This is a genomic window from Pseudomonas sp. AS2.8 (genome assembly GCF_014190935.1).
GTDB lineage: Bacteria > Pseudomonadota > Gammaproteobacteria > Pseudomonadales > Pseudomonadaceae > Chryseomonas.
In genome coordinates this window covers 312307-333836 of the sequence record NZ_JACHVV010000002.1, presented here as the reverse complement: position 1 = coordinate 333836, position 21530 = coordinate 312307, and the positions used below count along the sequence as shown (strand labels likewise).

General features: G+C 65.7%; 22 protein-coding genes. 9 read left to right on the top strand and 13 right to left on the bottom strand.

Translation table 11 applies throughout. The features are described from left to right. Positions 1-24: 24 nt before the first annotated feature. Complete coding sequence (locus FHR73_RS08525; protein ID WP_027601308.1) at positions 25-897, bottom strand: MIP/aquaporin family protein; 873 nt, start codon at positions 895-897, stop codon at positions 25-27. Between the two features lie 296 nt (positions 898-1193). Here FHR73_RS08525 and FHR73_RS08520 point away from each other — a divergent pair, with 296 nt between their 5' ends. Beyond that, positions 1194-1976: a PhzF family phenazine biosynthesis protein gene (locus FHR73_RS08520; protein WP_183630479.1), complete on the top strand. Its 783-nt coding sequence runs from the start codon at positions 1194-1196 to the stop codon at positions 1974-1976. Between the two features lie 45 nt (positions 1977-2021). Here FHR73_RS08520 and argF read toward each other — a convergent pair whose 3' ends face one another. After that, positions 2022-2939 (bottom strand): ornithine carbamoyltransferase, encoded by a 918-nt coding sequence (gene argF / locus FHR73_RS08515; protein ID WP_183630478.1) that lies wholly within the window; start codon positions 2937-2939, stop codon positions 2022-2024. 191 nt (positions 2940-3130) lie between these two features. Beyond that, positions 3131-3535, bottom strand: a complete 405-nt coding sequence (locus FHR73_RS08510; protein WP_183630477.1) for a DUF3597 domain-containing protein — start codon at positions 3533-3535, stop codon at positions 3131-3133. 244 nt (positions 3536-3779) lie between these two features. On the opposite strand from FHR73_RS08510, the gene grxD reads away from it, so the two are divergent. Continuing rightward, a complete protein-coding gene (gene grxD / locus FHR73_RS08505; RefSeq protein ID WP_017640308.1) occupies positions 3780-4106 on the top strand; it encodes a Grx4 family monothiol glutaredoxin in 327 nt (108 codons plus the stop codon). 60 nt (positions 4107-4166) lie between these two features. On the opposite strand, the gene bfr is transcribed toward grxD, so the two are convergent. The 4 genes from bfr to pyrC all read right to left on the bottom strand — a co-directional run bounded on the left by bfr (position 4167) and on the right by pyrC (position 6879). Continuing rightward, the gene (bfr, locus tag FHR73_RS08500) at positions 4167-4643 is read right to left on the bottom strand and encodes a bacterioferritin (RefSeq protein ID WP_017640309.1); all 477 of its coding nucleotides are present in this window, start codon (positions 4641-4643) and stop codon (positions 4167-4169) included. 192 nt (positions 4644-4835) lie between these two features. Next, positions 4836-5051, bottom strand: coding sequence for a bacterioferritin-associated ferredoxin (locus FHR73_RS08495; RefSeq protein ID WP_183630476.1), 216 nt, complete (start codon positions 5049-5051; stop codon positions 4836-4838). A gap of 110 nt (positions 5052-5161) precedes the next feature. Further along, positions 5162-5833, bottom strand: coding sequence for a ribonuclease T (gene rnt / locus FHR73_RS08490; protein WP_405046278.1), 672 nt, complete (start codon positions 5831-5833; stop codon positions 5162-5164). Between the two features lie 2 nt (positions 5834-5835). Then, positions 5836-6879 carry a dihydroorotase gene (gene pyrC / locus FHR73_RS08485; RefSeq protein ID WP_183630474.1) on the bottom strand — a complete coding sequence of 348 codons (1044 nt, stop codon included), beginning with the start codon at positions 6877-6879 and terminating at the stop codon, positions 5836-5838. A 141-nt stretch (positions 6880-7020) separates the two neighbouring features. Here pyrC and FHR73_RS08480 point away from each other — a divergent pair, with 141 nt between their 5' ends. Further along, positions 7021-7971, top strand: coding sequence for an OmpA family protein (locus FHR73_RS08480; protein WP_183630473.1), 951 nt, complete (start codon positions 7021-7023; stop codon positions 7969-7971). A gap of 117 nt (positions 7972-8088) precedes the next feature. Next, positions 8089-9306, top strand: a complete 1218-nt coding sequence (locus FHR73_RS08475) for an argininosuccinate synthase (protein ID WP_133859418.1) — start codon at positions 8089-8091, stop codon at positions 9304-9306. A gap of 50 nt (positions 9307-9356) precedes the next feature. On the opposite strand, the gene FHR73_RS08470 is transcribed toward FHR73_RS08475, so the two are convergent. From FHR73_RS08470 to FHR73_RS08450, 5 genes are all read right to left on the bottom strand, one after another. Beyond that, entirely contained in the window at positions 9357-9539 is a 183-nt protein-coding gene (locus FHR73_RS08470) for a PA3496 family putative envelope integrity protein (RefSeq protein ID WP_064307213.1), read from the bottom strand. A 141-nt stretch (positions 9540-9680) separates the two neighbouring features. Beyond that, complete coding sequence (gene nth / locus FHR73_RS08465; protein WP_183630472.1) at positions 9681-10319, bottom strand: endonuclease III; 639 nt, start codon at positions 10317-10319, stop codon at positions 9681-9683. Then, positions 10316-11290, bottom strand: a complete 975-nt coding sequence (locus tag FHR73_RS08460) for an RnfABCDGE type electron transport complex subunit B (RefSeq protein ID WP_183630471.1) — start codon at positions 11288-11290, stop codon at positions 10316-10318. Before FHR73_RS08460 ends, nth begins: the two co-directional genes overlap by 4 nt. Positions 11291-11332: 42 nt before the next feature. Beyond that, a complete protein-coding gene (gene metG / locus FHR73_RS08455) occupies positions 11333-13372 on the bottom strand; it encodes a methionine--tRNA ligase (RefSeq protein WP_183630470.1) in 2040 nt (679 codons plus the stop codon). 220 nt (positions 13373-13592) lie between these two features. Then, positions 13593-14744, bottom strand: a complete 1152-nt coding sequence (locus FHR73_RS08450) for a carboxypeptidase family protein (RefSeq protein ID WP_183630469.1) — start codon at positions 14742-14744, stop codon at positions 13593-13595. Between the two features lie 122 nt (positions 14745-14866). Between FHR73_RS08450 and apbC the strand changes: the two genes are divergently transcribed. From apbC to FHR73_RS08425, 5 genes are all read left to right on the top strand, one after another. Then, on the top strand, positions 14867-15961 hold the full coding sequence (gene apbC, locus FHR73_RS08445) for an iron-sulfur cluster carrier protein ApbC (RefSeq protein WP_017640320.1): 1095 nt from the start codon (positions 14867-14869) through the stop codon (positions 15959-15961). Positions 15962-16205: 244 nt separating this feature from the next. Beyond that, positions 16206-16772, top strand: coding sequence for a dCTP deaminase (dcd, locus tag FHR73_RS08440; RefSeq protein ID WP_183630468.1), 567 nt, complete (start codon positions 16206-16208; stop codon positions 16770-16772). Between the two features lie 116 nt (positions 16773-16888). After that, positions 16889-17818 (top strand): chemotaxis protein CheV, encoded by a 930-nt coding sequence (locus tag FHR73_RS08435; RefSeq protein ID WP_183630467.1) that lies wholly within the window; start codon positions 16889-16891, stop codon positions 17816-17818. Between the two features lie 72 nt (positions 17819-17890). Further along, entirely contained in the window at positions 17891-18694 is an 804-nt protein-coding gene (locus FHR73_RS08430; RefSeq protein WP_064307206.1) for an MOSC domain-containing protein, read from the top strand. After that, positions 18691-19581 carry an LD-carboxypeptidase gene (locus FHR73_RS08425; protein ID WP_183630466.1) on the top strand — a complete coding sequence of 297 codons (891 nt, stop codon included), beginning with the start codon at positions 18691-18693 and terminating at the stop codon, positions 19579-19581. The genes FHR73_RS08430 and FHR73_RS08425 overlap by 4 nt, the downstream gene beginning before the upstream one ends. A 21-nt stretch (positions 19582-19602) precedes the next feature. Here the strand turns inward: FHR73_RS08425 and FHR73_RS08420 are convergent, their stop codons facing one another. Then, complete coding sequence (locus FHR73_RS08420; RefSeq protein ID WP_183630465.1) at positions 19603-21456, bottom strand: pyruvate kinase; 1854 nt, start codon at positions 21454-21456, stop codon at positions 19603-19605. Positions 21457-21530: the final 74 nt, after the last annotated feature.

Genomic DNA, 21530 nt, shown 5'->3' with positions numbered 1-21530 from the left:
GTTCCTTATTGTGATTCGCGGCGATCAGGACGCTTTGGAGGCGGAGGTCACTTCGGTGCGGGCACTGTCCTCGGCCTTGGCCGGGACGTCGCAGGCACCCGAAGCCAGTCCGGGCAGATGGCGGCAGATCAGCGCCTTGTAACCGGCGGCGCCCAGGCAGGCACCGACGATGGGGCCGAAGATGGGCACCAGGAAGTAGGGAATGTCACGGCCACCGGTGAAGGCGATCTCGCCCCAGCCGGCAAAGAAGGTCATCAGCTTGGGTCCGAAATCCCGGGCCGGGTTCATGGCGAAGCCGGTCAGCGGGCCCATGGAGCCACCGATCACGGCGATCAGCAGACCGATCAGCAGGGGCGCGAGCGGACCACGGGGCAGGCCGTTGCCGTCGTCGGTGAGGGCCATGATCATGGCCAGCAGGATGGCGGTGATGACGGCTTCGACCAGGAAGGCCTGGCCAATCGACAGGGACGGATGGGGGTAGGTGGAGAAGACACCGGCCAGCTCCAGGCTCGCCTGACTGCCGCGGACCATGTTGTGGGCCTGTTCATAATCGAAAAACAGGCTGCTGTAGAGGCCGTAGACCAGCGCCGCGCCGCAGAAGGCGCCGGCCACCTGGGCCAGGATGTAGGCCGGGACCTTGCGTCTTTCGAAGCCACCGAACAGCCACAAGGCGATGGTGACGGCCGGGCTGAGATGCGCACCGGAGACACCGGCGGACAGGTACACCGCCATGCTCACGCCAACGCCCCAGATGATACTGATTTCCCACAAGCCGAGAGTGGCACCGCCGACCTTCGCGGCCGCCACGCAACCGGTACCGAAAAAGATGAGCAGGGCTGTGCCGAGGAATTCGGCGATGCATTGACCGCGTAGCGTTGGAGCGAGAAGAGTACTCATGGAGGAGCCTCGTGGTTGTTGTATTTATAGGTGGCCGGAGAGCCATTTGTTCGCAACCGAAAATCTAATTTCAAATATGAAAACTGTCAAAGCTCCTGAGCGCAAAAACAGTGACGACGTTCGACAATTCATTGCCGATGCGACGCCGCCTGCTATTTTGGTCATAGGACTTCTGGCGACAACCAGCCCGTTGGCAGGTCTCAAGGTGTAGCCGTCGCTGCCAGGGATCATCAGAGGCCGGGTGCCCGCGCGACGTCGATGCTTGCTGTTTCTCTTCTTCTGCTCAGGTAGCGCGCATGCCCTTAGAATTTCATCAGGTCGATGCCTTCACCGATCAGCCCTTCCGCGGCAATCCCGCCGCGGTCTACCGCCTGGACAGCTGGCCGGCCGACGAGCTGCTGCAGCGGATCGCCACCGAGCACAATCTTTCGGAAACCGCCTTCGTGGTGTGGGAAGGGGATACCTGGCGCATCCGCTGGTTTACCCCGCGGACCGAGGTGCCCCTGTGTGGCCATGCCACCCTGGCTGCAGCGCACATCCTGTTCGAGGTCTATGGCGAAGTGGGCGACCGCCTGGAGTTCATCAGTCAGGCGGGCGTCCTGCGCGTGTTCCGTGAAGCCGATGGCCTGCTGGCGCTGGATTTTCCCGCGCTGGTACCCACGGAGCAGGGGGTGACGCCCGAGCTGGAGCGAGCCCTGCGGGTCTCGCCTGTGGATGCCCTGGCGGCGGACAAGCTGCTGGTATTGCTGGAGTCGGAGCAGGCGGTGCGTGATTGCAAGCCGGATCTGGCGGCCATCGCCCGGCTGCCCTGGCAGGGCGTCATCGTGACCGCGCGGGGCCAGGAGGTGGACTTCGTTTCGCGCTTCTTCGCTCCGGCGGTGGGCGTGGATGAAGACCCCGTCACCGGTTCGGCGCATTGCAGCCTGATTCCCTACTGGTCGCGACGACTGGCCAAGCGGATGCTCACCGCGCAGCAGCTTTCGGCCCGGGGCGGGCAGCTCAGGTGTCGCCTGGAGGGCGACCGGGTCAGCATCGCCGGAAGGGCGGTAACGGTGCTGCGTGGACAGCTGTTGCTGTAACGGAAAGGCCTCGGCTGCCAGGTGCAGCCGAGGCCTCTGCCGGGTTCAGGCGTGCAGCGGCGGCTTGATGAGGAATTCCAGCAGCGCCTTCTGCGCATGCAGACGATTTTCGGCTTCGTCCCAGACCACGGCGCGGGGATCGTCCAGCAGGGTGTGGCTGATCTCTTCTCCCCGGTGGGCCGGCAGGCAGTGCATGAACAGCACGTCGGGCGCGGCGCCATCGAGCAGTTCGGCGGTGACCTGGTAGGGCTTGAAGGCCGCCAGGCGCAGACGAGTTTCCTCTTCCTGGCCCATGGAGGTCCAGACGTCGGTGCTGACCAGGTGCGCCTGGGCCACCGCCTCGCGTGGATCCCGGGTCAGCTGCACACGGTCGCCCGCGCGTTCGAGAAAGCGCGGATTGGGCTCATAGCCTTCCGGGCAGGCGATGCGCAGGCTGAAGTCGAGCTGTTCGGCCGCCTCGATGTAGCTGTTGCACATGTTGTTGCCGTCGCCGATCCAGGCCACGGTCTTCCCACGGATATCGCCCCGGTGTTCGAAGAAGGTCTGCATGTCGGCGAGCAGCTGGCAGGGATGCAGATCATCTGACAGGCCATTGATCACCGGCACCCGGGAATGGGCGGCGAAGGTGGTGAGCATCTCGTGGGCATAGGTGCGGATCATCACGCCGTCGAGCATGCTCGACATGACCCGAGCGCTGTCCGGTACGGGTTCACCGCGACCGAGCTGGGTATCCCGGGAAGAGAGGAAGATCGCCTGGCCGCCGAGCTGGATCATGCCGGCCTCGAAGGAGAGGCGAGTACGAGTCGAGGCCTTTTCGAAGATCATGCCCAGGACGCGATTGCGCAGGGGCTCATGCAGGACGTCCCGGTTGCGCAGAGCCTTGAGTTCGATGCCGCGTGCGATGAGTTGCCGGAGTTCCTCGGGGGAACAGTCCATGAAAGAGAGAAAGTGGCGAACCGTCATTTCGTTACCCTAGCGTCCCGTCCCGGTAACGGCCGTCCATGGAGGGCGCGGCGAACCTGAGAGCATGCCGTTTCAAACGGCGGAAAGACCAAAGGCGAAATGGTATAAGTTCATGTCGCATTTTACCACCATCGCAGGCCAGGCCCTTCATTCAGAGCGGCTGGCCTGAGACGGATCAGCGGACGCTAGCCTTACAGCAGGTCGGCGGGAACGTTGCCGCCGTTGTCGGCCAGCTTCTGCAGGACGGCCTTGTGCAGCCACATGTTCATCTGGGCGGAGTCACCCAGCTTGTCGGCCGGGCAGTTCAGTTCCTTGGCCAGTTCCTGGCGTGCGGTCAGGCTGCTGTCCAGGTCGAGGAGCTTGAGCAGGTCGACGATGGAGGTCTTCCAGTTCAGCTGCTCGCCTTTCTGAGCGGCCAGGCCGTCCAGCTTGGCGGCGACGTCCACCTGGCTGATGTGGTTGCTAGCACCGGCGGGAGCGGTGCTACCGGCGGGCGTGGTGGTCTCGGTGGCCCCGGTGGTAGGCGCGGCGGCAGGGGTGTCCGCGTGGGCTTCACCGATGCCGAGCTTGGATAGGATGGTGCTGAACAGGCTCATGGAGTTCTCCTGGGGTTTTGGATCAGGCGCACCGAGCGGCGCCTACCCTTAACCTGACCACCGCTGCGCCCGCAAAGTTTGCTCGGCGTCGCTCCAGATCGTCGTCTGGGTGGCGAACGGTGGTGTCGGAGCGTGGTCGATTTGCAGGTCGAGCCGCGCCTGTCATGGGCTGGACGTCGCGGAAATCCCGGCGTTCCACCGGCCTTTCCGTTACAATCGTCCCACCGTATTAGCGAGGTGCATCGTGGAAATCATCGATACCATCAAAGACCAGATTGCCAACAATCCCGTGCTGCTCTACATGAAGGGTTCGCCGAACGCGCCTCAGTGCGGCTTCTCTTCCCGCGCCGCTCAGGTGCTGATGGCCTGTGGCGAAAAATTCGCCTATGTCGACATCCTGCAGAATCCGGAAATTCGCGCCAACCTGCCCAAGTACGCCAACTGGCCGACCTTCCCCCAGCTGTGGGTCGGCGGTGAGCTGGTCGGCGGCAGCGACATCCTGGCCGAGCTGTATGAAAAGGGCGAATTGCAGACCCTGATCAAGCAAGCCGTGGAAACCAAGGACGCCTGAGTCCCTGGCCCATAAAAAAAGCCCGCACGCTGCGGGCTTTTTTTATGGGTGTCTGCCGGATCAATCGTCGTCGTGCATCTGCGACTGGATGTAGTTCTCGATCCCGACGCTGGCGATCAGGCTCAGCTGGGTTTCCAGCCAGTCGATATGCTCTTCCTCGGATTCGAGAATGCTCTTGAGCATGTCGCGGCTCACGTAGTCCCGCACGCTTTCGCAGTAGGTGATGGCTTCACGCAGGTCGGCAACGGCGCTGATTTCCAGGCGCAGGTCGCACTGGATCATTTCCTGGGTGTTCTCGCCGATCATCAGCTTGCCCAGGTCCTGCAGATTGGGCAGGCCTTCCAGGAACAGGATGCGCTCGATCAGGCGATCGGCGTGCTTCATCTCGTCGATGGATTCCTTGTACTCGTGATGGCCGAGCTTGCGGATACCCCAGTCGTTGTACATCCGCGAATGCAGGAAGTACTGGTTGATGGCCACCAGTTCATTGCCGAGGATCTTGTTCAAATGCTGGATGACGGTGATATCGCCTTTCATGGCCGGACCTGCGAATGGGGTGGGATTGCCGGCAGTCTGAGCGTGGAAAAGCCCTTTGTCAAAAGCTTAAGTTGTTGAAAAATCGACGAAAATCGAACGGTAATCGAAAGCTTTTCCATCCATTCCGTAAGCGTTTGATTAGACAATAAAAAAGCCGGACTCTAAGTCCGGCTTTTTTCGTCATGCTGTCGCTCAGGCGCGCGGTACATCCAGTGCATAGGCGAGCTGCTGGGCGCCGTGCAGTTCGCCAAGGGTCTCCTTGACCACCTGCTTGGCGAGGCAGGCGCACTTGCCGCACTGGGTGGCGCAACCGGTGCTTTCCCGAACTTCCCGATAACTGCAGCAGCCGTCGTAGATGGCTTCACGAATCTGCTTGTCGGTCACGCCACGGCAAAGACACACGTACATGGATCGCCTGCTGTATGAGTGGAAGTGCCGCCAAAGCTAATGACAATGAGAATGATTGTCAAAGTTGTAGGCGGCAAAATCTCATTAACGGCAGGGTGGGCGACGGACGGTCAGTCGAGATCGACCCAGCCGCCCATCTCCCGCCAGCGATTGACGATGCCGCAGAACAGCTCGGCAGTCTTCTCGGTGTCGTAGCGGGCCGAATGGGCTTCGCGGTTATCGAATTCGATACCGGCGGCCTGGCAGGCCTTGGCCAGCACCGTCTGCCCATAGGCCAGGCCGGCGAGGGTGGCGGTATCGAAGCTGGAGAAGGGGTGGAAGGGATTGCGCTTCAGGCCGCAGCGCAGCACCGCGGCATTGAGGAAGCCCAGGTCGAAGCTGCTGTTGTGGCCGACCAGGATGGCTCTCTTGCAGCCGTTGGCCTTAAGCGACTTGCGCACGCCTTTGAAGATCTCGCTGAGCGCCTGCTCTTCGCCCACCGCCATGCGCAGCGGATGGTCGAGCTTGATGCCGGTGAATTCCAGCGCCGCCGGCTCGATATTGGCGCCGGCGAAGGGTTCGACGCGGAAGAAGTAGGTGTGGTCCGGATAGAGCACCCCATCCTCGTCCATGGCTACGGTGGTGGCGGCGATTTCCAGCAGGGCATCGGTGGCGGCGTTGAAGCCACCGGTCTCGACATCCACCACCACCGGCAGGTAGCCGCGGAAGCGCCGCGCCATGGGGATGCGCGAGTCGGACATCGGCTGGCTGGCGTCCAGTTCGTCGCTGAAGGTCTCGTCCATGCTCATGCGCCCACCTCCAGACGCCAGCGCAAGGTCTCGCCGGCGCGCAGCGGAATCACCTCGTGGTCACCGAAGGGCAGGGAGGCGGGAGCCTGCCAGTCCTCACGGACCAGGGTGACGGTCTCGGTATTGCGCGGCAGGCCGTAGAAATCGGCGCCGAAATGGCTGGCGAAGCCTTCCAGGCGGTCGAGGGCATTGCGGCTCTCGAAGGCCTCGGCATAGAGCTCCAGGGCGCCATAGGCGGTGTAGCAGCCGGCGCAACCGCAGGCCGCTTCCTTGGCGTGGCGGGCATGGGGCGCCGAATCGGTGCCGAGGAAGAACTTGGGATTGCCGCTGGTGGCGGCGTCCAGCAGGGCGCTCTGGTGGGTGTTGCGCTTGAGGATCGGCAGGCAATAGAAGTGCGGCCGGATCCCGCCCACCAGCATGTGGTTGCGGTTGTACAGCAGGTGATGGACGGTGATGGTGGCGCCGACGTTGGCCGGGGCCTCGCGCACGAAGGCCGCCGCGTCGCCGGTGGTGATGTGCTCGAAGACCACCTTCAGCGTCGGGAAGCGCTGGACGATACGCACCAGGTGCTCGTCGATGAACTTCTTCTCGCGGTCGAAGACGTCCACCTCGGCATGGGTAACCTCGCCGTGCACCAGCAGCGGCAGGCCGATCTCGGCCATGGCTTCCAGGGTGGGGAAGAGGTTGTCCAGCGAGGTCACGCCGGAATCGGAGTTGGTGGTGGCGCCGGCCGGATAGAGCTTGGCGGCGTGCACGAAGCCACTGGCCTTGGCGCTGCGTACCTCTTCCGGGCTGGTGCGATCGGTGAGATAGAGCACCATCAGCGGTTCGAAGCGGCTGCCGGCCGGGCGCGCGGCCAGGATCCGCTCGCGGTAGGCGGCGGCTTGCTCGGCATTGCGCACCGGTGGCACCAGGTTGGGCATGACGATGGCGCGACCGAATTCCCGGGCAGCGTCGGCGACGGTCTGCTGCAGGGCGGCGCCGTCGCGCAGGTGAATGTGCCAGTCATCGGGACGGGCAAGGGTGATCCGGTCGGTCATGCGGGATTCCAGGCTGCGGGAAAGTGGGGAAATGCTACCGGAAAAGGGGGTAGCCGGCACCCGTGCGGCGGGACCGTGCTCAAGTTTTCCGCGCCTTCGACCGATAAGAAGCCCAGGTACTTTTTCTTTCCGGAGTCCGACGTGCGCCCGCGTTACCTCTTACTTTCCTCTCTGCTGCTTGCCGTGCCGGCCTGGGGGATGACCTTCCAGAGCCGGCTCGAAAGCGTGGAATGGAAGGTCGAGGGCGACATCTTCGCCTGTCGCCTGCTGCAGCCCATTCCACGCTTCGGCAGTGGCGGCTTCCTGCGCCGCGCGGGCGAGTCCACGGTGTTCGAGTTGCGGCCCAATGGCCAGTGGTTGCCCGCGGGCAGTGCCAGCCTGAAAGCGGCGGCGGTGCCCTGGAAGCCGGGGCTGGGCGATATCAGCCTCGGCTCGGTCAAGGTCGTCGAGGGCGAGCAGGCGCTGGCCACCAGCGCGCAGCAGGCGCAGCGGCTGCTGGCGGGATTGATGGAAGGGCGCATGCCCCAGGTCAGTCGCTCGGGGGCCCTGGACGACCGGGTCGAGGTCCGGCTGCTGCCGGTGCGCTTCGAGCCGGCCTACCAGCAATTCCAGGCCTGTACCCAGAAGCTGCTGGCGGTCAATTTCGAGCAGATCCGCCATTCCCAGGTCAATTTTCCGGGCGGCGGCGATACCCTGGACGATCTGGCCAAGGCCAAGCTCGATCTCATCGACGAGTACCTGAACGCCGATCCGACGGTCAATCACGTCATCGTCTCGGGCTACAGCGACAACCAGGGGACGCGCCTGGACAACCGCCAGGAGTCCCGGCTGCGCGCCATCGCCGTGATGGAGTACCTCAAGAGCAAGGGCTTCGCCGCGGAGCAGATCGAATTGCGCTTCTTTGGCGAGCAGTATCCCGTGGCGCCCAACAGCAGCAAGGCCAATCGTGCGCTCAATCGCCGGGTGACCCTGGTGTTCTCGCGGGTGTCGCCGAGCGCCGAGCCCCCGGCTGCGCCGACCTCCAGCACCGCGGCCAACCCGGCCGAACCACCGGCGCCCACCCCGGCACCGCCGGCCAAGCCCAAGGGCTGATCCGCCCCGACCGCATGTCGCCCAGACATCAGAGTGCGTCGCGCCCCTGTAAAAGCAGCGAGGCGACCAGTAGAATTGTCGCTTTCCGACTCAACGCAACACACGGGAGCGAACGGCATGGCGGATGTGAAGAAGGTAGTCCTGGCGTATTCCGGCGGCCTGGACACCTCGGTGATCCTCAAGTGGCTGCAGGATACCTATAACTGCGAAGTGGTGACCTTCACCGCTGACCTCGGCCAGGGCGAGGAAGTTGAGCCGGCGCGCGCCAAGGCCAAGGCCATGGGCGTCAAGGAAATCTACATCGACGACCTGCGCGAAGAATTCGTCCGCGACTTCGTCTACCCGATGTTCCGTGCCAACACCGTCTACGAAGGCGAGTACCTGCTGGGTACCTCCATCGCCCGTCCGCTGATCGCCAAGCGCCTGATCGAGATCGCCAACGAGACCGGCGCCGACGCCATCTCCCACGGCGCCACCGGCAAGGGCAACGACCAGGTGCGTTTCGAGCTGGGCGCCTATGCGCTCAAGCCGGGCGTCAAGGTGATCGCGCCCTGGCGCGAGTGGGACCTGCTGTCCCGCGAGAAGCTGATGGACTACGCCGAAAAGCACCAGATCCCGATCGAGCGCCACGGCAAGAAGAAGTCGCCGTACTCCATGGACGCCAACCTGCTGCACATCTCCTACGAGGGCGGCGTGCTGGAAGACACCTGGACCGAGCACGAAGAAGACATGTGGCGCTGGACCAAGTCCCCGGAAGCCGCGCCGGACACCCCGACCTACCTCGAGCTGACCTACCGCAATGGTGACATCGTCGCCATCGACGGCCAGGAGCTGAGCCCGGCCACCGTGCTGGCCGAACTGAACCGCATCGGCGGCGAGAACGGCATCGGTCGCCTGGACATCGTCGAGAACCGCTACGTCGGCATGAAGTCCCGCGGCTGCTACGAGACGCCCGGCGGCACCATCATGCTCAAGGCCCACCGCGCCATCGAGTCCATCACCCTCGACCGCGAGGTGGCTCACCTCAAGGACGAGCTGATGCCCAAGTACGCCAGCCTGATCTACACCGGCTACTGGTGGAGCCCCGAGCGGCTGATGCTGCAGAAGATGATCGACGCCTCCCAGGCCAGCGTGAACGGCGTGGTACGCCTGAAACTGTACAAGGGCAACGTCATCGTCGTCGGCCGCAAGTCCGACGAATCGCTGTTCGATGCCAACATCGCCACCTTCGAAGAAGACGGCGGCGCCTACAACCAGGCCGACGCGGCGGGCTTCATCAAGCTCAACGCCCTGCGCATGCGCATCGCCGCGGGCAAGGGTCGCACCCTGCTGTAAGGGTCGCCAGGCAACGCAAAACCCCAGCCTCGGCTGGGGTTTTTCATGGGCTACAGGTCGAAGTCGTACTCGGAGATCTGCCGCTTCAGGCGGCGCTCTTCGAGCATGTCGTCGATCAGCCGGCGCTTGGTCAGATTGGTCTTGCTGATGACGATGGGCTCGACGGTTTCGGGCGTCTCGCCATCGGTCTCGAAATCTTCGTCTACATCGATGTCGCTTTTGTCTTCGGCCATGGGTAACTCCTGCAAGGCTGGACAGGGTCACACGCCAGTCATCGACGGGGCTGCGGACCTTTTCGCGCACCTTATAGCGACAAAGCAGGGGCCGGTAAAAAAGATTTTTTCAATCGCCAAAGGGCTTTGGTGCGCCCTTTTTCAATCGTCAGAGGTTTTTGCCTTGTATTCGCAGAGATCCTCGATGCGGCAGCTGCCGCAGCGGGGCTTGCGCGCCTGGCAGACATAGCGGCCATGCAGGATCAGCCAGTGGTGGGCATCCAGCAGGAAATCCTTCGGTACCACCTTGAGCAGCTTGAGCTCGACTTCCACCACGTTCTTGCCCGGTGCCAGGTTGGTTCTGTTGCTGACCCGGAAGATATGGGTATCCACCGCCATGGCGAGCTGGCGGAAGGCGGTGTTGAGCACCACGTTGGCGGTCTTGCGCCCTACGCCGGGCAGGGCCTCCAGCTCCTCGCGGGTCTCGGGCACCGCGCCGCCATGGCGCTCCAGCAGCAGCCGGCAGGTCTCGATGACGTTCTTGGCCTTGCTGTTGTAGAGCCCGATGGTCTTGATGTACTCCGACAATCCCGCCACGCCCAGGTCCAGGATGGCCTGGGGCGTATTGGCCACCGGATAGAGGCGGGCGGTGGCCTTGTTGACGCTGACGTCGGTGGCCTGGGCCGAGAGGATCACCGCGATCAGCAGCTCGAACGGCGAGGCGTAGGCCAGTTCCGTCTTGGGCTCGGGATTGTCTTCGTGCAGACGGCGAAAGATTTCCAGGCGTTTGGCGGCGTTCATCGGTCGGTTCGCTCTTCCAGGGCCGCGAGGCGGTGAGCCGCCTGCTGGACGGTACTGCGCAGGGTTTCCAGCTGGTCGCTCTGCGCGGGGGTGGGCTCGCTACCAAAGGCCCGCTCGGCCTTGGTCAGCTGGGCACGGGCCAGGGTGGCGGCGATCCGCGCCTGCTTGAGGGCAGCGGGGTCGGCGGCCGGCTGCGCCCGAGCCGGCGCACCGGCGCTGGCGGGTCCCTGCTGCGCCTTCTCCAGGGCCGCCTGCGCCTGCGTGGCGGCCTCGCGCAATTGCCGCACCTGGGCCTCCAGGGTGGGCGTGCCGTACTGGGCCAGTTGCCGTTCGGCCTTCTGCACGGCGACCCGGGCCATGGCGGCGGCGATCTTCAGGGGTTTGAGCGCAGCGTCCGCGGTGGCCGGCGGTGCGGCCGCCGTGATGGCTGCCGGGGGCGGCTGACGGCGTTGGCGCTCGGCCTCCAGCCGCTCGCGGTCGCGCTGCAGGCGCGCCTGGCGGGCATCGAAGCGGCGGCGATAGTACTGCGCCCGCTGACGCTCCGCCGCGCGGTCGACCGGTGCCGGTACCGCCACCAGGTCGATGCAGTCCACCGGGCAGGGCGCCAGGCAGAGTTCACAGCCGCTGCATTCGCTCTCGATCACCGTGTGCATCAGCTTGGCCGCGCCGAGGATGGCGTCGGTGGGGCAGACCTGGATGCACTTGGTGCAGCCGATGCACTCGGCCTCGCGGATCACCGCGCGCTGGTTGGGCGTCACCGGATAGGGCGAGTCCAGGGGCAGCGCCGGGCGCTGGAGCAGGGTCGAGAGTTCGAGGATGGTGGTCGCGCCCCCGGGCGGGCACTTGTTGTGCGCTTCGCCCGCGGCGATGCCCGCCGCATAGGGCTGGCAACCGGGATGGCCGCACTTGCCGCACTGGGTCTGCGGCAGCAGGGCGTCGATGGCGGTGATGAGCTGGGCTTGGGCGTTCATGGCTTGCACTTGAAAGGACGGCGCCCTGAGGCGCCGTCGCTATCACATTACCCGCTGGCCGGGCTTGGCGCCGCTGTCGGGGCTGAGCAGGTGGATCTCGGTACCGCCGGGGCCGGCGGCCAGGACCATGCCTTCGGAGACGCCGAACTTCATCTTGCGCGGCGCCAGGTTGGCGACGTACAGGGTCAGGCGGCCTTCGAGCTGGCTCGGCTCGGGGTAGGCGCTCTTGATCCCGGAGAAGACGTTGCGCTTGGCATCGCCGATGTCCAGCGTCAGGCGCAGCAGCTTGTCGGCGCCCTCGACGAATTCGGCCTTTTCGATCAGGGCGATGCGCAGATCGACCTTGGAAAAGGTATCGAAGTCGATGGTCTCGGCCAGCGGCGCCTTGCTCAGTTCGCCATTGCCGGCGGGCTGGGGGGCGGCCTGGGCGGCCAGGTCTTCCTTGGAAGCGTCGATCATGGTCTGCACCTTGGCGGGTTCGATGCGGGTGAGCAGGGGCTGGAAGGCATTGAGCTGGTGGTTGGCCAGGCGCGTGTCGAGGTCGGCCCATCGCAGGGGCGCGACGTTGAGGAAGCTCTCGGCGGCGGCGACCAGGTTCGGCAGTACCGGCTTGAGCAGGATCGCCAGCTGGCGGAACAGCTCGATGCCCTGGGCGCAGATGGCCTGCACCTCGTCGCCCTTGCCGTCCTGCTTGGCCAGACTCCAGGGCGCCTTATCGGCGATCCAGGCGTTGGCGCGGTCGGCCAGGGCCATGATCTCGCGCATGGCGCGGCCGAAGTCGCGGGTCTCGTAGGCCTCGGCGATGCTCGGCGCGGCGGCGCGGAAGGCGGCTTCCAGCTCGGGCGCGGCCTGGGCGTCCACCAGCAGGCCGGCATTGCCCTTGTGGATGAAACCGGCGCAGCGGCTGGCGATGTTGACCACCTTGCCCACCAGGTCGGAATTGACCTTCTGCACGAAGTCCTCGAGGTTCAGGTCGATGTCTTCGACATGGCGCGAGAGCTTGGCGGCGAAGTAGTAGCGCAGGTATTCGGGATTCAGGTGATCCAGGTAGGTGCGCGCCTTGATGAAGGTGCCACGCGACTTGGACATCTTCTGGCCATCGACGGTGAGGAAGCCGTGGACGTTCAGCGCGGTCGGCTTGCGATAGCCGGCGCCTTCGAGCATGGCCGGCCAGAACAGCGCATGGAAGTTGACGATGTCCTTGCCGATGAAGTGGTACAGCTCGGCGCTGCTGTCCTTGTTCCAGTAGGCGTCGAAGTCCAGATCATCGCGGCGATCGCAGAGATTCTTGAAGCTGGCCATGTAGCCGATGGGCGCGTCCAGCCAGACATAGAAGTACTTGCCCGGCGCATCGGGGATCTCGAAGCCGAAGTAGGGCGCATCCCGGGAGATGTCCCATTCCTGGAGGCCGGCATCCAGCCACTCGGCGATCTTGTTGGCCACCGATTCCTGCAGGGCGCCGCTGCGGGTCCAGCCCTTGAGCATCTCGGCGAAGTCGGGAAGCTTGAAGAAGAAGTGCTCGGATTCGCGCAGCACCGGGGTCGCGCCGGAGATGGCCGACTTGGGATCCTTCAGCTCGGTGGGCGCATAGGTGGCGCCACACTTCTCGCAGTTGTCGCCGTACTGGTCGGCGCTGCCGCACTTGGGACAGGTGCCCTTGATGAAGCGGTCGGCCAGGAACATCTGCTTGTCCGGGTCGAAGTACTGGGTGACCGGGCGGGTGGCGATGTGGCCGTTTTCGCGCAGCTTCAGGTAGATGGCGCGCGACAGCTCGCGATTCTCTTCGGCATGGGTGGAGTGGAAGTTGTCGAAGGCCACGCCGAAGTCGGCGAAATCGGTGCTGTGCTCGCGCTTGACGTTGTCGATCAGTTGCTCGGGGGTGATGCCTTCGCGCTCGGCGCGCAGCATGATGGCCGAGCCATGGGCGTCGTCGGCGCAGACATAGATGCACTGGTTGCCGCGCAGCCGCTGGAAGCGGGCCCAGATGTCGGTCTGGATGTACTCGACCATGTGGCCGAGGTGGATGGAGCCGTTGGCATAGGGCAGGGCGCTGGTGACGAGAATCTTGCGGGGCTCGGTCATGGTCTTGGCTGGATCGCGACGCTGATAAGGTGACCGACCATCATAGCGAAATGGCCGGTCGGTTTCATCCGTGGGGATGGGCGTTAAAAAGCGCGAAGTTCTGCGAGCTAGCGCCAGGCAAGGCGGAAACTGCCGAAGAAGCGCAGTTTACGAGAGGTAAATGAGCATTCTGAGGCAGTTCCCAACGCCGTCTGGCCGACGCGCAGCAGACTTCGAGCATTCAGATATCCGCCAGCTGCCAGTGCAGGGCACTGACCATGGCCGCGCCCAGGGCGGCGCTGCGGGCACCGTTCCAGCCGACGTCCGGACGGGGATCGTTGGCGTTGTCCTTGAACGGCAGCTCCAGGGTCAGGGCCAGGCAGCCATGGGTATGACCGACGTACTTGGTGGCGAGCTTCAGGGTCTCGCTGCCGAAATGACCGCGGGGATAGCCGTACTGGGTCTGGAAGTCCGGACTGGCACGCTGGAAGCGCTGCAGGAAGGCCATTTGCTCGGCTTCTTCACGCTCGCCGAAGGTGGGCAGGCCATTGCAGCCGTCGACGAAGACATAGGGCAGGGCTTCGTCGCCGTGGATGTCGAGGAACAGGTCGCAGCCGCTCGCCGCCATGGCACGGCGTACCGCCAGCACCTCGGGACTGCGCTCCTTGTCCGGCTCCAGCCATTCGCGGTTGAGGTTGGCGCCGGCGGCGTTGGTGCGCAGGTTGCCCAGGGCCGAGCCGTCGGGATTCATGTTCGGCACCACGTGCAGCACCGCCTGCTCCAGCAGCTTGCCGCCCACCGGGTCGCCCTGGTGTTCGCCCAGGCCCAGCAGCCGGCGCAGCAGGCCTTCGACGAACCACTCGGCCATGGGCTCGCCGGGGTGCTGGCGGGCGATGATCCAGATGTTCTTCTTGCCGGCGCCCGGCGTGCCGATGCGCAGCAGGTCCAGCGAGCGACCGAGCAGCGAGCGGCCGACGGTTTCCAGACGGACGGCGGAATGCCGCTGGGCTTCGCCCATGAAGGCCAGGTGGCGACTCTCCGGATAGGGCTCGAAGTAGGCAAAGAACAGGCTGTCGTGTTCCGGGGTGACGGTCCAGCTCAGGGTCTTGCCGTCATAGCGGCTGGGGATGCGGAACCACTGCTGGCCGCAATAGCTGGCGACCACGCCATAGTCGCGCCAACCTTCGGGGTAGGCGCACTCGCCGGCATTGGCGAAGCTCAGCTGGCAGGGCAGGCCGCGGGCGCCTTCGAGACGGAAATGGAACCACTGGGTGAAGGGCGAGGCGGTGTCCGGGCGGATGCGCAGGCGGATGTCGGTGGGGTCGGCCAGGGACAGCACCTCGACGGCGCCGCTGTCGAAGGTGGAACTGATGTGCAGGGAAGAGGCGTTCACGCAGGGCTCCACGGGCAAGGGGAAAGCCCGGAGTGTAGCGCCGCGTGGATAGGCTTTAGCAAGGACAGTGGGTAGCATAGGCCGCAGCTTCTCTTTCCTATCCGCTGTTTCCGGGAGTCTGCATGACCGCTCCGACTCGCGAGGCCATCGAGGCCGCGCTGCGCCAGTATCACGATCCCTATCTCGAACAGGACCTGCTCAGCGCCGGCGCCCTGCGCGACCTCGCGCTGGACGGTGGTCGGGTACGCGCCCGCTTCGAGCTGGGCTATGCCGCCGGACTGTTCAAGGGTGGCCTGGCCCAGGTGCTCAAGACCGCGCTGGAGAACGTGCCCGGGGTCGAGACCGCCGAGATCCAGATCGACTGCACCATCGCGCCCCACGCGGCGCAGCCGCAGCTGGAGGCCATGGGCAACGTCAAGAACATCATCGCCGTGGCCTCGGGCAAGGGCGGAGTGGGCAAGTCCACCACCGCCGCCAACCTGGCGCTGGCGCTGGCCCGCGAAGGCGCCCGGGTCGGCGTGCTGGACGCCGACATCTATGGCCCCAGCCAGGGCATCATGTTCGGCTTCGCCGAGGGCACCCGTCCCGAGGTGCGTGACGAGAAGTGGTTCATCCCGCTGCAGGCCCATGGCGTCGAGGTCATGTCCATGGCCTTCCTGACCAACGACAAGACCCCGGTGGCCTGGCGCGGCCCCATGGTCTCCGGCGCCCTGATCCAGCTGATCACGCAAACCGCCTGGAATGACCTGGACTACCTGGTGATCGACATGCCGCCGGGCACCGGCGACATCCAGCTGACCCTGGCGCAGAAGGTGCCGGTGGCCGGTGCGGTGATCGTCACCACGCCCCAGGACCTGGCCCTGCTGGATGCCAAGAAGGGCGTGGAGATGTTCCAGAAGGTCAACATCCCGGTGCTCGGGGTGGTGGAAAACATGGCGGTGCACATCTGCTCCAACTGCGGCCATGCCGAGCACCTGTTCGGCGAAGGCGGCGGCGGCCGGCTGGCCGAGCAGTACGGCGTGGACCTCTTGGCCTCGCTGCCGCTGGCCATGGCCATCCGCGAGCAGGCCGACGCCGGACGGCCCACCGCCATCGCCGATCCGGATAGCCAGATCGCACTGATCTACCAGGAACTGGCGCGCAAGGTCGGTGCCCGCATCGCCCAGGGCGGCCAGGCTGGCGGCGGCATGCCGACCATCACCGTGAGCGACGACTGATTTCGTCCGTTCGCCTTTGAGACCGCGCTGCGATCCACGAGTGTGGTGTTTCAGGAGTTCGCACAAGAATTGGCGAGTGATTTTTTGGCTTGGGCTAGGCGCCGCGACGAGTCATAGCAAGGCTATGGCGAGGAGTGGCAACGACGCTCAAGTCGAAAAAGCGCTGCCAAAATTGTGTAGTTAACTTCTGAAACACCGCACTACAATGCGCGGTCAATTTTTTCGCCCCGGAGCCAGACCTGCCATGAGCATCAAATCGGACAAGTGGATTCGCCGCATGGCCCAGGAGCACGGCATGATCGAGCCCTTCGTCGAGCGCCAGATGCGCGGCGCGGACGACAGCCGGGTGATCTCCTACGGGGTGTCCAGCTACGGCTACGACGTGCGCTGCGCCAACGAATTCAAGGTGTTCACCAACATCCATTCGGCGGTGGTGGACCCGAAGAACTTCGACGACAAGAGCTTTGTCGACGTGGTCAGCGATGTCTGCATCATCCCGCCGAACTCCTTCGCCCTGGCGCGCACCGTGGAATACTTCCGCATCCCGCGCGACGTCCTGACCATCTGCCTGGGCAAGAGCACCTACGCCCGCTGCGGCATCATCGTCAACGTCACCCCGCTGGAACCCGAATGGGAAGGCCACGTGACCCTGGAGTTCTCCAACACCACGACCCTGCCGGCCAAGATCTACGCCAACGAGGGCGTGGCCCAGATGCTGTTCCTGCAATCCGACGAGGCCTGCGAGATCTCCTATAAGGATCGCGGTGGCAAGTACCAGGGCCAGCGTGGCGTGACCCTGCCACGCGCCTGATCCGCCAGGGATCGAGCGAAGCCGCCTGTTGGGCGGCTTCGCTGTTTCCGGGCCTCAAGAATCGACCGCCGCCGCCGATAGCCTGTGACCTGACTTATCTTTGGAGTGGACTTTCCATGGCCGGCATTCTCGACACCGTCGATCAACGCACCCAGCTGGTTGGCGAGAATCGTCTGGAAATTCTCATGTTCCAGCTGTCCAGCCGACAGATGTTCGCCATCAACGTGTTCAAGGTGCAGGAAGTCCTCAAGCTGCCGCGCCTGACCCAGATGCCCAAGCGCCATCCGATGATCTGCGGCGTGGTCCACCTGCGTGGCCAGACCCTGCCGGTGATCGACCTGGCCGCCGCCGTCGGCATGCGCCCCATCACGCCCGACGAGAACAGCACCATCATCGTCACCGAGTACAACCGCTCGGTGCAGGCCTTCCTGGTCGGCAGCGTCGATCGCATCATCAACCTCAACTGGGACAGCATCCAGGCCCCGCCCGGCGGCGCCGGACGCCAGCACTACCTGACTGCCATCACCCGCATCGAAGACCGCCTGGTGGAGGTGATCGACGTGGAAAAGGTGCTGGCCGAGATCGCCCCCTACAACGTCAAGGTCTCCCAGGAGCGCCTGGCCGATCCGCTGCTGGCCAAGGCCCGCGGTCGCGAGGTGCTGCTGGTGGACGACTCCAGCACCGCCATCGGCCAGCTGCGCGACACCCTGGTGCAGCTGGATCTGAAATTCCACGTCGCCACCGACGGCCTGCAGGCCCTGCGCAAGCTCAAGGCCTGGGCCGACGAAGGCGTGGTGCTGACCGAGAAGCTGCTGATGGTGCTGACCGATGCCGAGATGCCGGAAATGGACGGCTATCGCCTGACCACCGAGATCCGCCAGGATCCGCGCCTCGCCGACCTCTATGTCGTGCTGCACACCTCGCTGTCGGGCAGCTTCAACGAAGCCATGGTGAAGAAGGTCGGCTGCAACGCCTTCCTCTCCAAGTTCCAGCCCGATCAGCTGGTCGAGGAAGTGCGCCGGCGCCTGGCGCTGGCCGAGGGCTGATCCCCGCGGTTTCGCCGCTCCGGCGCCTCCCTTACACTGGCGGCCTTTGTCCGCCGCCAGGAAGCCGCGCCCATGTCGCACCTCAGTGCCCTCTATCGTTATCCGGTCAAGTCGACGGCCGTGGAATCCCTCGTCCAGGCGGAGGTGGATGCCCTGGGCCTGGTGGGTGACCGCCGCTGGATGGTGGTGGATGCCGACACCGGCCGCTTCCTGACGCTGCGCCAGCTGGCGCAGATGAATCACATCGAGGCGCGCTGGCTGGCCGCCGATCGGCTGCGCCTGAGCGCGCCGGGGCGGACGCCGCTCGAGGTGGCGGTACCGGATGCCACCGGTGAACAGCTGGGCGTAACCATCTGGCGTGACACCCTGCAGGCGCCGGTCGCCGCCGCGGCCGATGCCTGGCTGAGCGATTTCCTCGGGCGCCGCTGTCGCCTGGTGCACATCGCCGAAAGCCATGCGCGCCAGATCAACACCGATTTCGCCGAGCCGGGACAGAAGGTCCACTTCGCCGACGGCTTTCCCTTGCTGCTGACCAGCGAGGCCTCCCTGGCCGATCTGGTGGCGCGGGTAGGCAAGCCACTGGAAATGCTGCGCTTCCGGCCGAATCTGGTAGTGGAGGGCACCGCCGCCTATGCCGAAGACGGCTGGAAGCGCCTGCGCATCGGCACGGTGGACTTCGCCGTCGCCTGTCCTTGCTCGCGCTGCATCGTCATCACCCAGGATCCCGTGACCGGCGAAAAGGATCCGGATCGGCAGCCGCTGACCGCCCTGCGCGAATACCGCTTCCAGGACAATCGCATGCTGTTCGGCATGAATGTCATCCCCCTGGGGCGCGGCACCATCGAAGCCGGCATGCCGGTGGAGGTGCTGGAATGAACCCCGTGCGGCGAGTGGCGCTGGTCAGTCCGGCGGGTGCGGTCAAGCAGGAGCTGGCCACGGCGGCGATCGAACAGCTGCAGGCGGCCGGCATCGAAGCGGTCCTGGGCGAGCAGGCGCTCAAGCGTCATCGCTATCTCGCCGGCACTGCCGAGGAGCGGGCCGCGGATCTGCACTGGGCGTTCAGCCAGGCGGACGTGGATGCGGTCTGGTGCCTGCGCGGCGGCTACGGTTCCGCGCAACTGCTGCCGTGGCTGGACTGGTCGCGCCTGTCCAGCAGCAAAGGCCGGCCGCTGATCGGCTATTCCGACCTGACGGTGCTGCTGGAGGCCTTCCACCGCCGCGGTCTCACCGCCATCCACGGCCCGGGCGCCCTGGACTGGGGGCGCCGCGACGAGGATCCGGCCACCCAGGCAGCGCGTACCCGCTCGCTTGAATCGGTCCTGGAGCTGTGCGCGGGCAGTCGTCCGGCGTGGCAGCTGGAGCGCCTGGCCGGTCCGGCCCAGGTACCTGCCGGCGAACTGATCGGCGGCAACCTGACCACCCTGGCCAGCGTGGTCGGGACCGCCGCCGCCCTGCGCCCCCATGACGGCGCCATCCTCATGCTGGAAGACGTCGGCGAACCCTACTATCGACTGGAACGCAGCCTCTGCCAGTTGCTCGGCAACCTCACCGAGCACCGCATCGGCGCGGTCTGCCTGGGCACCTTCACCGACTGCCCGCAGCGTAACGTCGAGCAGTCGCTGGAAGAGATCTTCGCCGAATGGCTGGCGCCGCGTGGCATCGCCCTCTATCGCGGCCTGCCCAGCGGCCATGGCCCGGACAACCAGGCCTGGCCCTATGGCGCCCGGGTGCGCCTGGAAGCAGGTCGCCTGCAGGTGCTCTAGGCCCGACCAGTCCCGGGCGGATCAGTCCGCCCAGGGAGAGGCCAGTTCCAGCTTGCGCAGCAGCTGGCGCTTCTTGCTGTTGTAGCCCTGCATCCGCACCAGCAATTCATCCAGAGTGGCGACCGCCTTGAGAATGTGCGGGCCCTTGTTGAGCATCACGCACTCGGCGCGCACCCCGGTCGCGGCATCGGTGATTTCGGCGCGCGAAGGCGAACCCTTCTTGGCCAGATTCTCCAGCACCTGGGTCGCCCAGATCACCGGCACGTGGGCCGCCTCGCACAGACAGAGGATGTCTTCCTGCAGCGCCGCCAGGCGCTCGAAGCCGCCTTCCACCGCCAGATCGCCGCGGGCGATCATCACGCCGAAGCCGCCGCGCTGCATGCCCGCCAGCAGCAGTGCGGGAAGGTTGTCAAAACCGCGGCGGGTCTCGATCTTCAGTACCACGCCCAGGTGCTCGGCCTGCAGGCGCTCCAGTTCCGCGAGCAGGGCACGGACGTCGTCCGCGCTGTTGACGAAGGACATCTCGATGCCGTCCGCATGCTCGGCGGCAAAGGCCAGGGCCGCGAGGTCCTGTTCGCCCAGCGCGGCCAGTCGCAGGGTGCTCTGGGGAAAGTTGATGCCCTTGTCGCCCTTGAGCTTGGCGCCGCCCGGCGCGTGGGTGATGCGGATCTGCAGCGCATCCTGGTCGGCGCGCTCGATCAGCCCGCCGATCTTGCCATCATCGAACCAGACCGGCTCGCCGCTACGGACGTCGGCGAACACCTGGGGCAGGGTGCAGCCCAGGGTGGCGGGTGTCAGCAGGCGACCGCCGCTGTCCTGGCTGGCGGGCCGACCGGGCGTCTGGTCGGCGGTCAGGATCAGCAGATCGTCCTCGGCCAGCCGCAGGGCGCCCGGCTGCGGGGCGAAGTCGCCGATGCGGCTGTGCCGCTTGCGTCCATCGCGCGCGACGCTCAGGCGCAGCCCGGGCGCGAGGTAGGAGGTCTTGGTCGCCTCCGCCCAGCAGCCGCGGTCCCCGACCTCGACGACCGTCCAGCGGCGCTGCGCCTGGCGCGCGTCCCGCAACTGGATCCGCTCGCCCGCCTGCAGGCCCGCCAGCCAGCGTTCGCCCACCTGGAGACTGGCAGCCGCCGGGGAGGGCGCCGGTCGCGGCCGGCGGCGGCCAGTCAGCCATATCCGCGCCGGCTGGCGGACGCGACCCTGGGCGTCGCGCTCGGGCTTCACCTTCCTTACCGCCACGCCGGTGGCGATGGGCCCGGTGCGCAGCTTGGGGCCCGGCAGGTCCATGAATACCTTGCAGGGCTGGTCCAGCTCCGCGCTGGCCCGTCGCACGTGTTCGATCATGCGCGTCCAGCTGGCCGGTTCGTCGTGGGCGCAGTTGATGCGCGCGCAATCCATATGCCCCGCCAGCAGGTCGCGTACCAGCGAGTAATCCTCGGCGGCCTCGCTTGGCAAGGTGACCATGATGCGGACCTCCCGCGCGGAGGCGGGCGTGCCGAACAGTGCCCGCGCATGGTCGGCCAGGGGATTGGCCGTCCTGGCTGTCGGCCGCGCCGCCGGGCGGCCACCGAGCAGGCGTTCCAGGGTGTTGATGAGGGTCGCCACGGTCGGCAGCACGGCGGCTTCGGAGCGCCCCAGGGACGACAGCCCCAGGGCGGAGAGTTGCAGCTGCAGGTCATGCAGATCGCCGTCGCGCAACGCCAGATAGGCGAGCAGGTTCTGGGCACTGGCCCGGTAGGCGGGATTGAGCGCCTGCCGATCCAGCCGCGGCTCCGCAGCGGCCTGCTCCAGGGCGCCCTGCAGGGCGCGCAGCTTGTCCAGCAGGGTAGCGAGGTCGTGATCGGGGGTCCGGGAACGCGAGGTCGAACGGGGCGGCACGATAGGTCTCCAGCACGGGGCCCAGGCGAGACGCTCACCGGGCGTTCCTGTCTCGGACCCATGGCCGCCGCAGA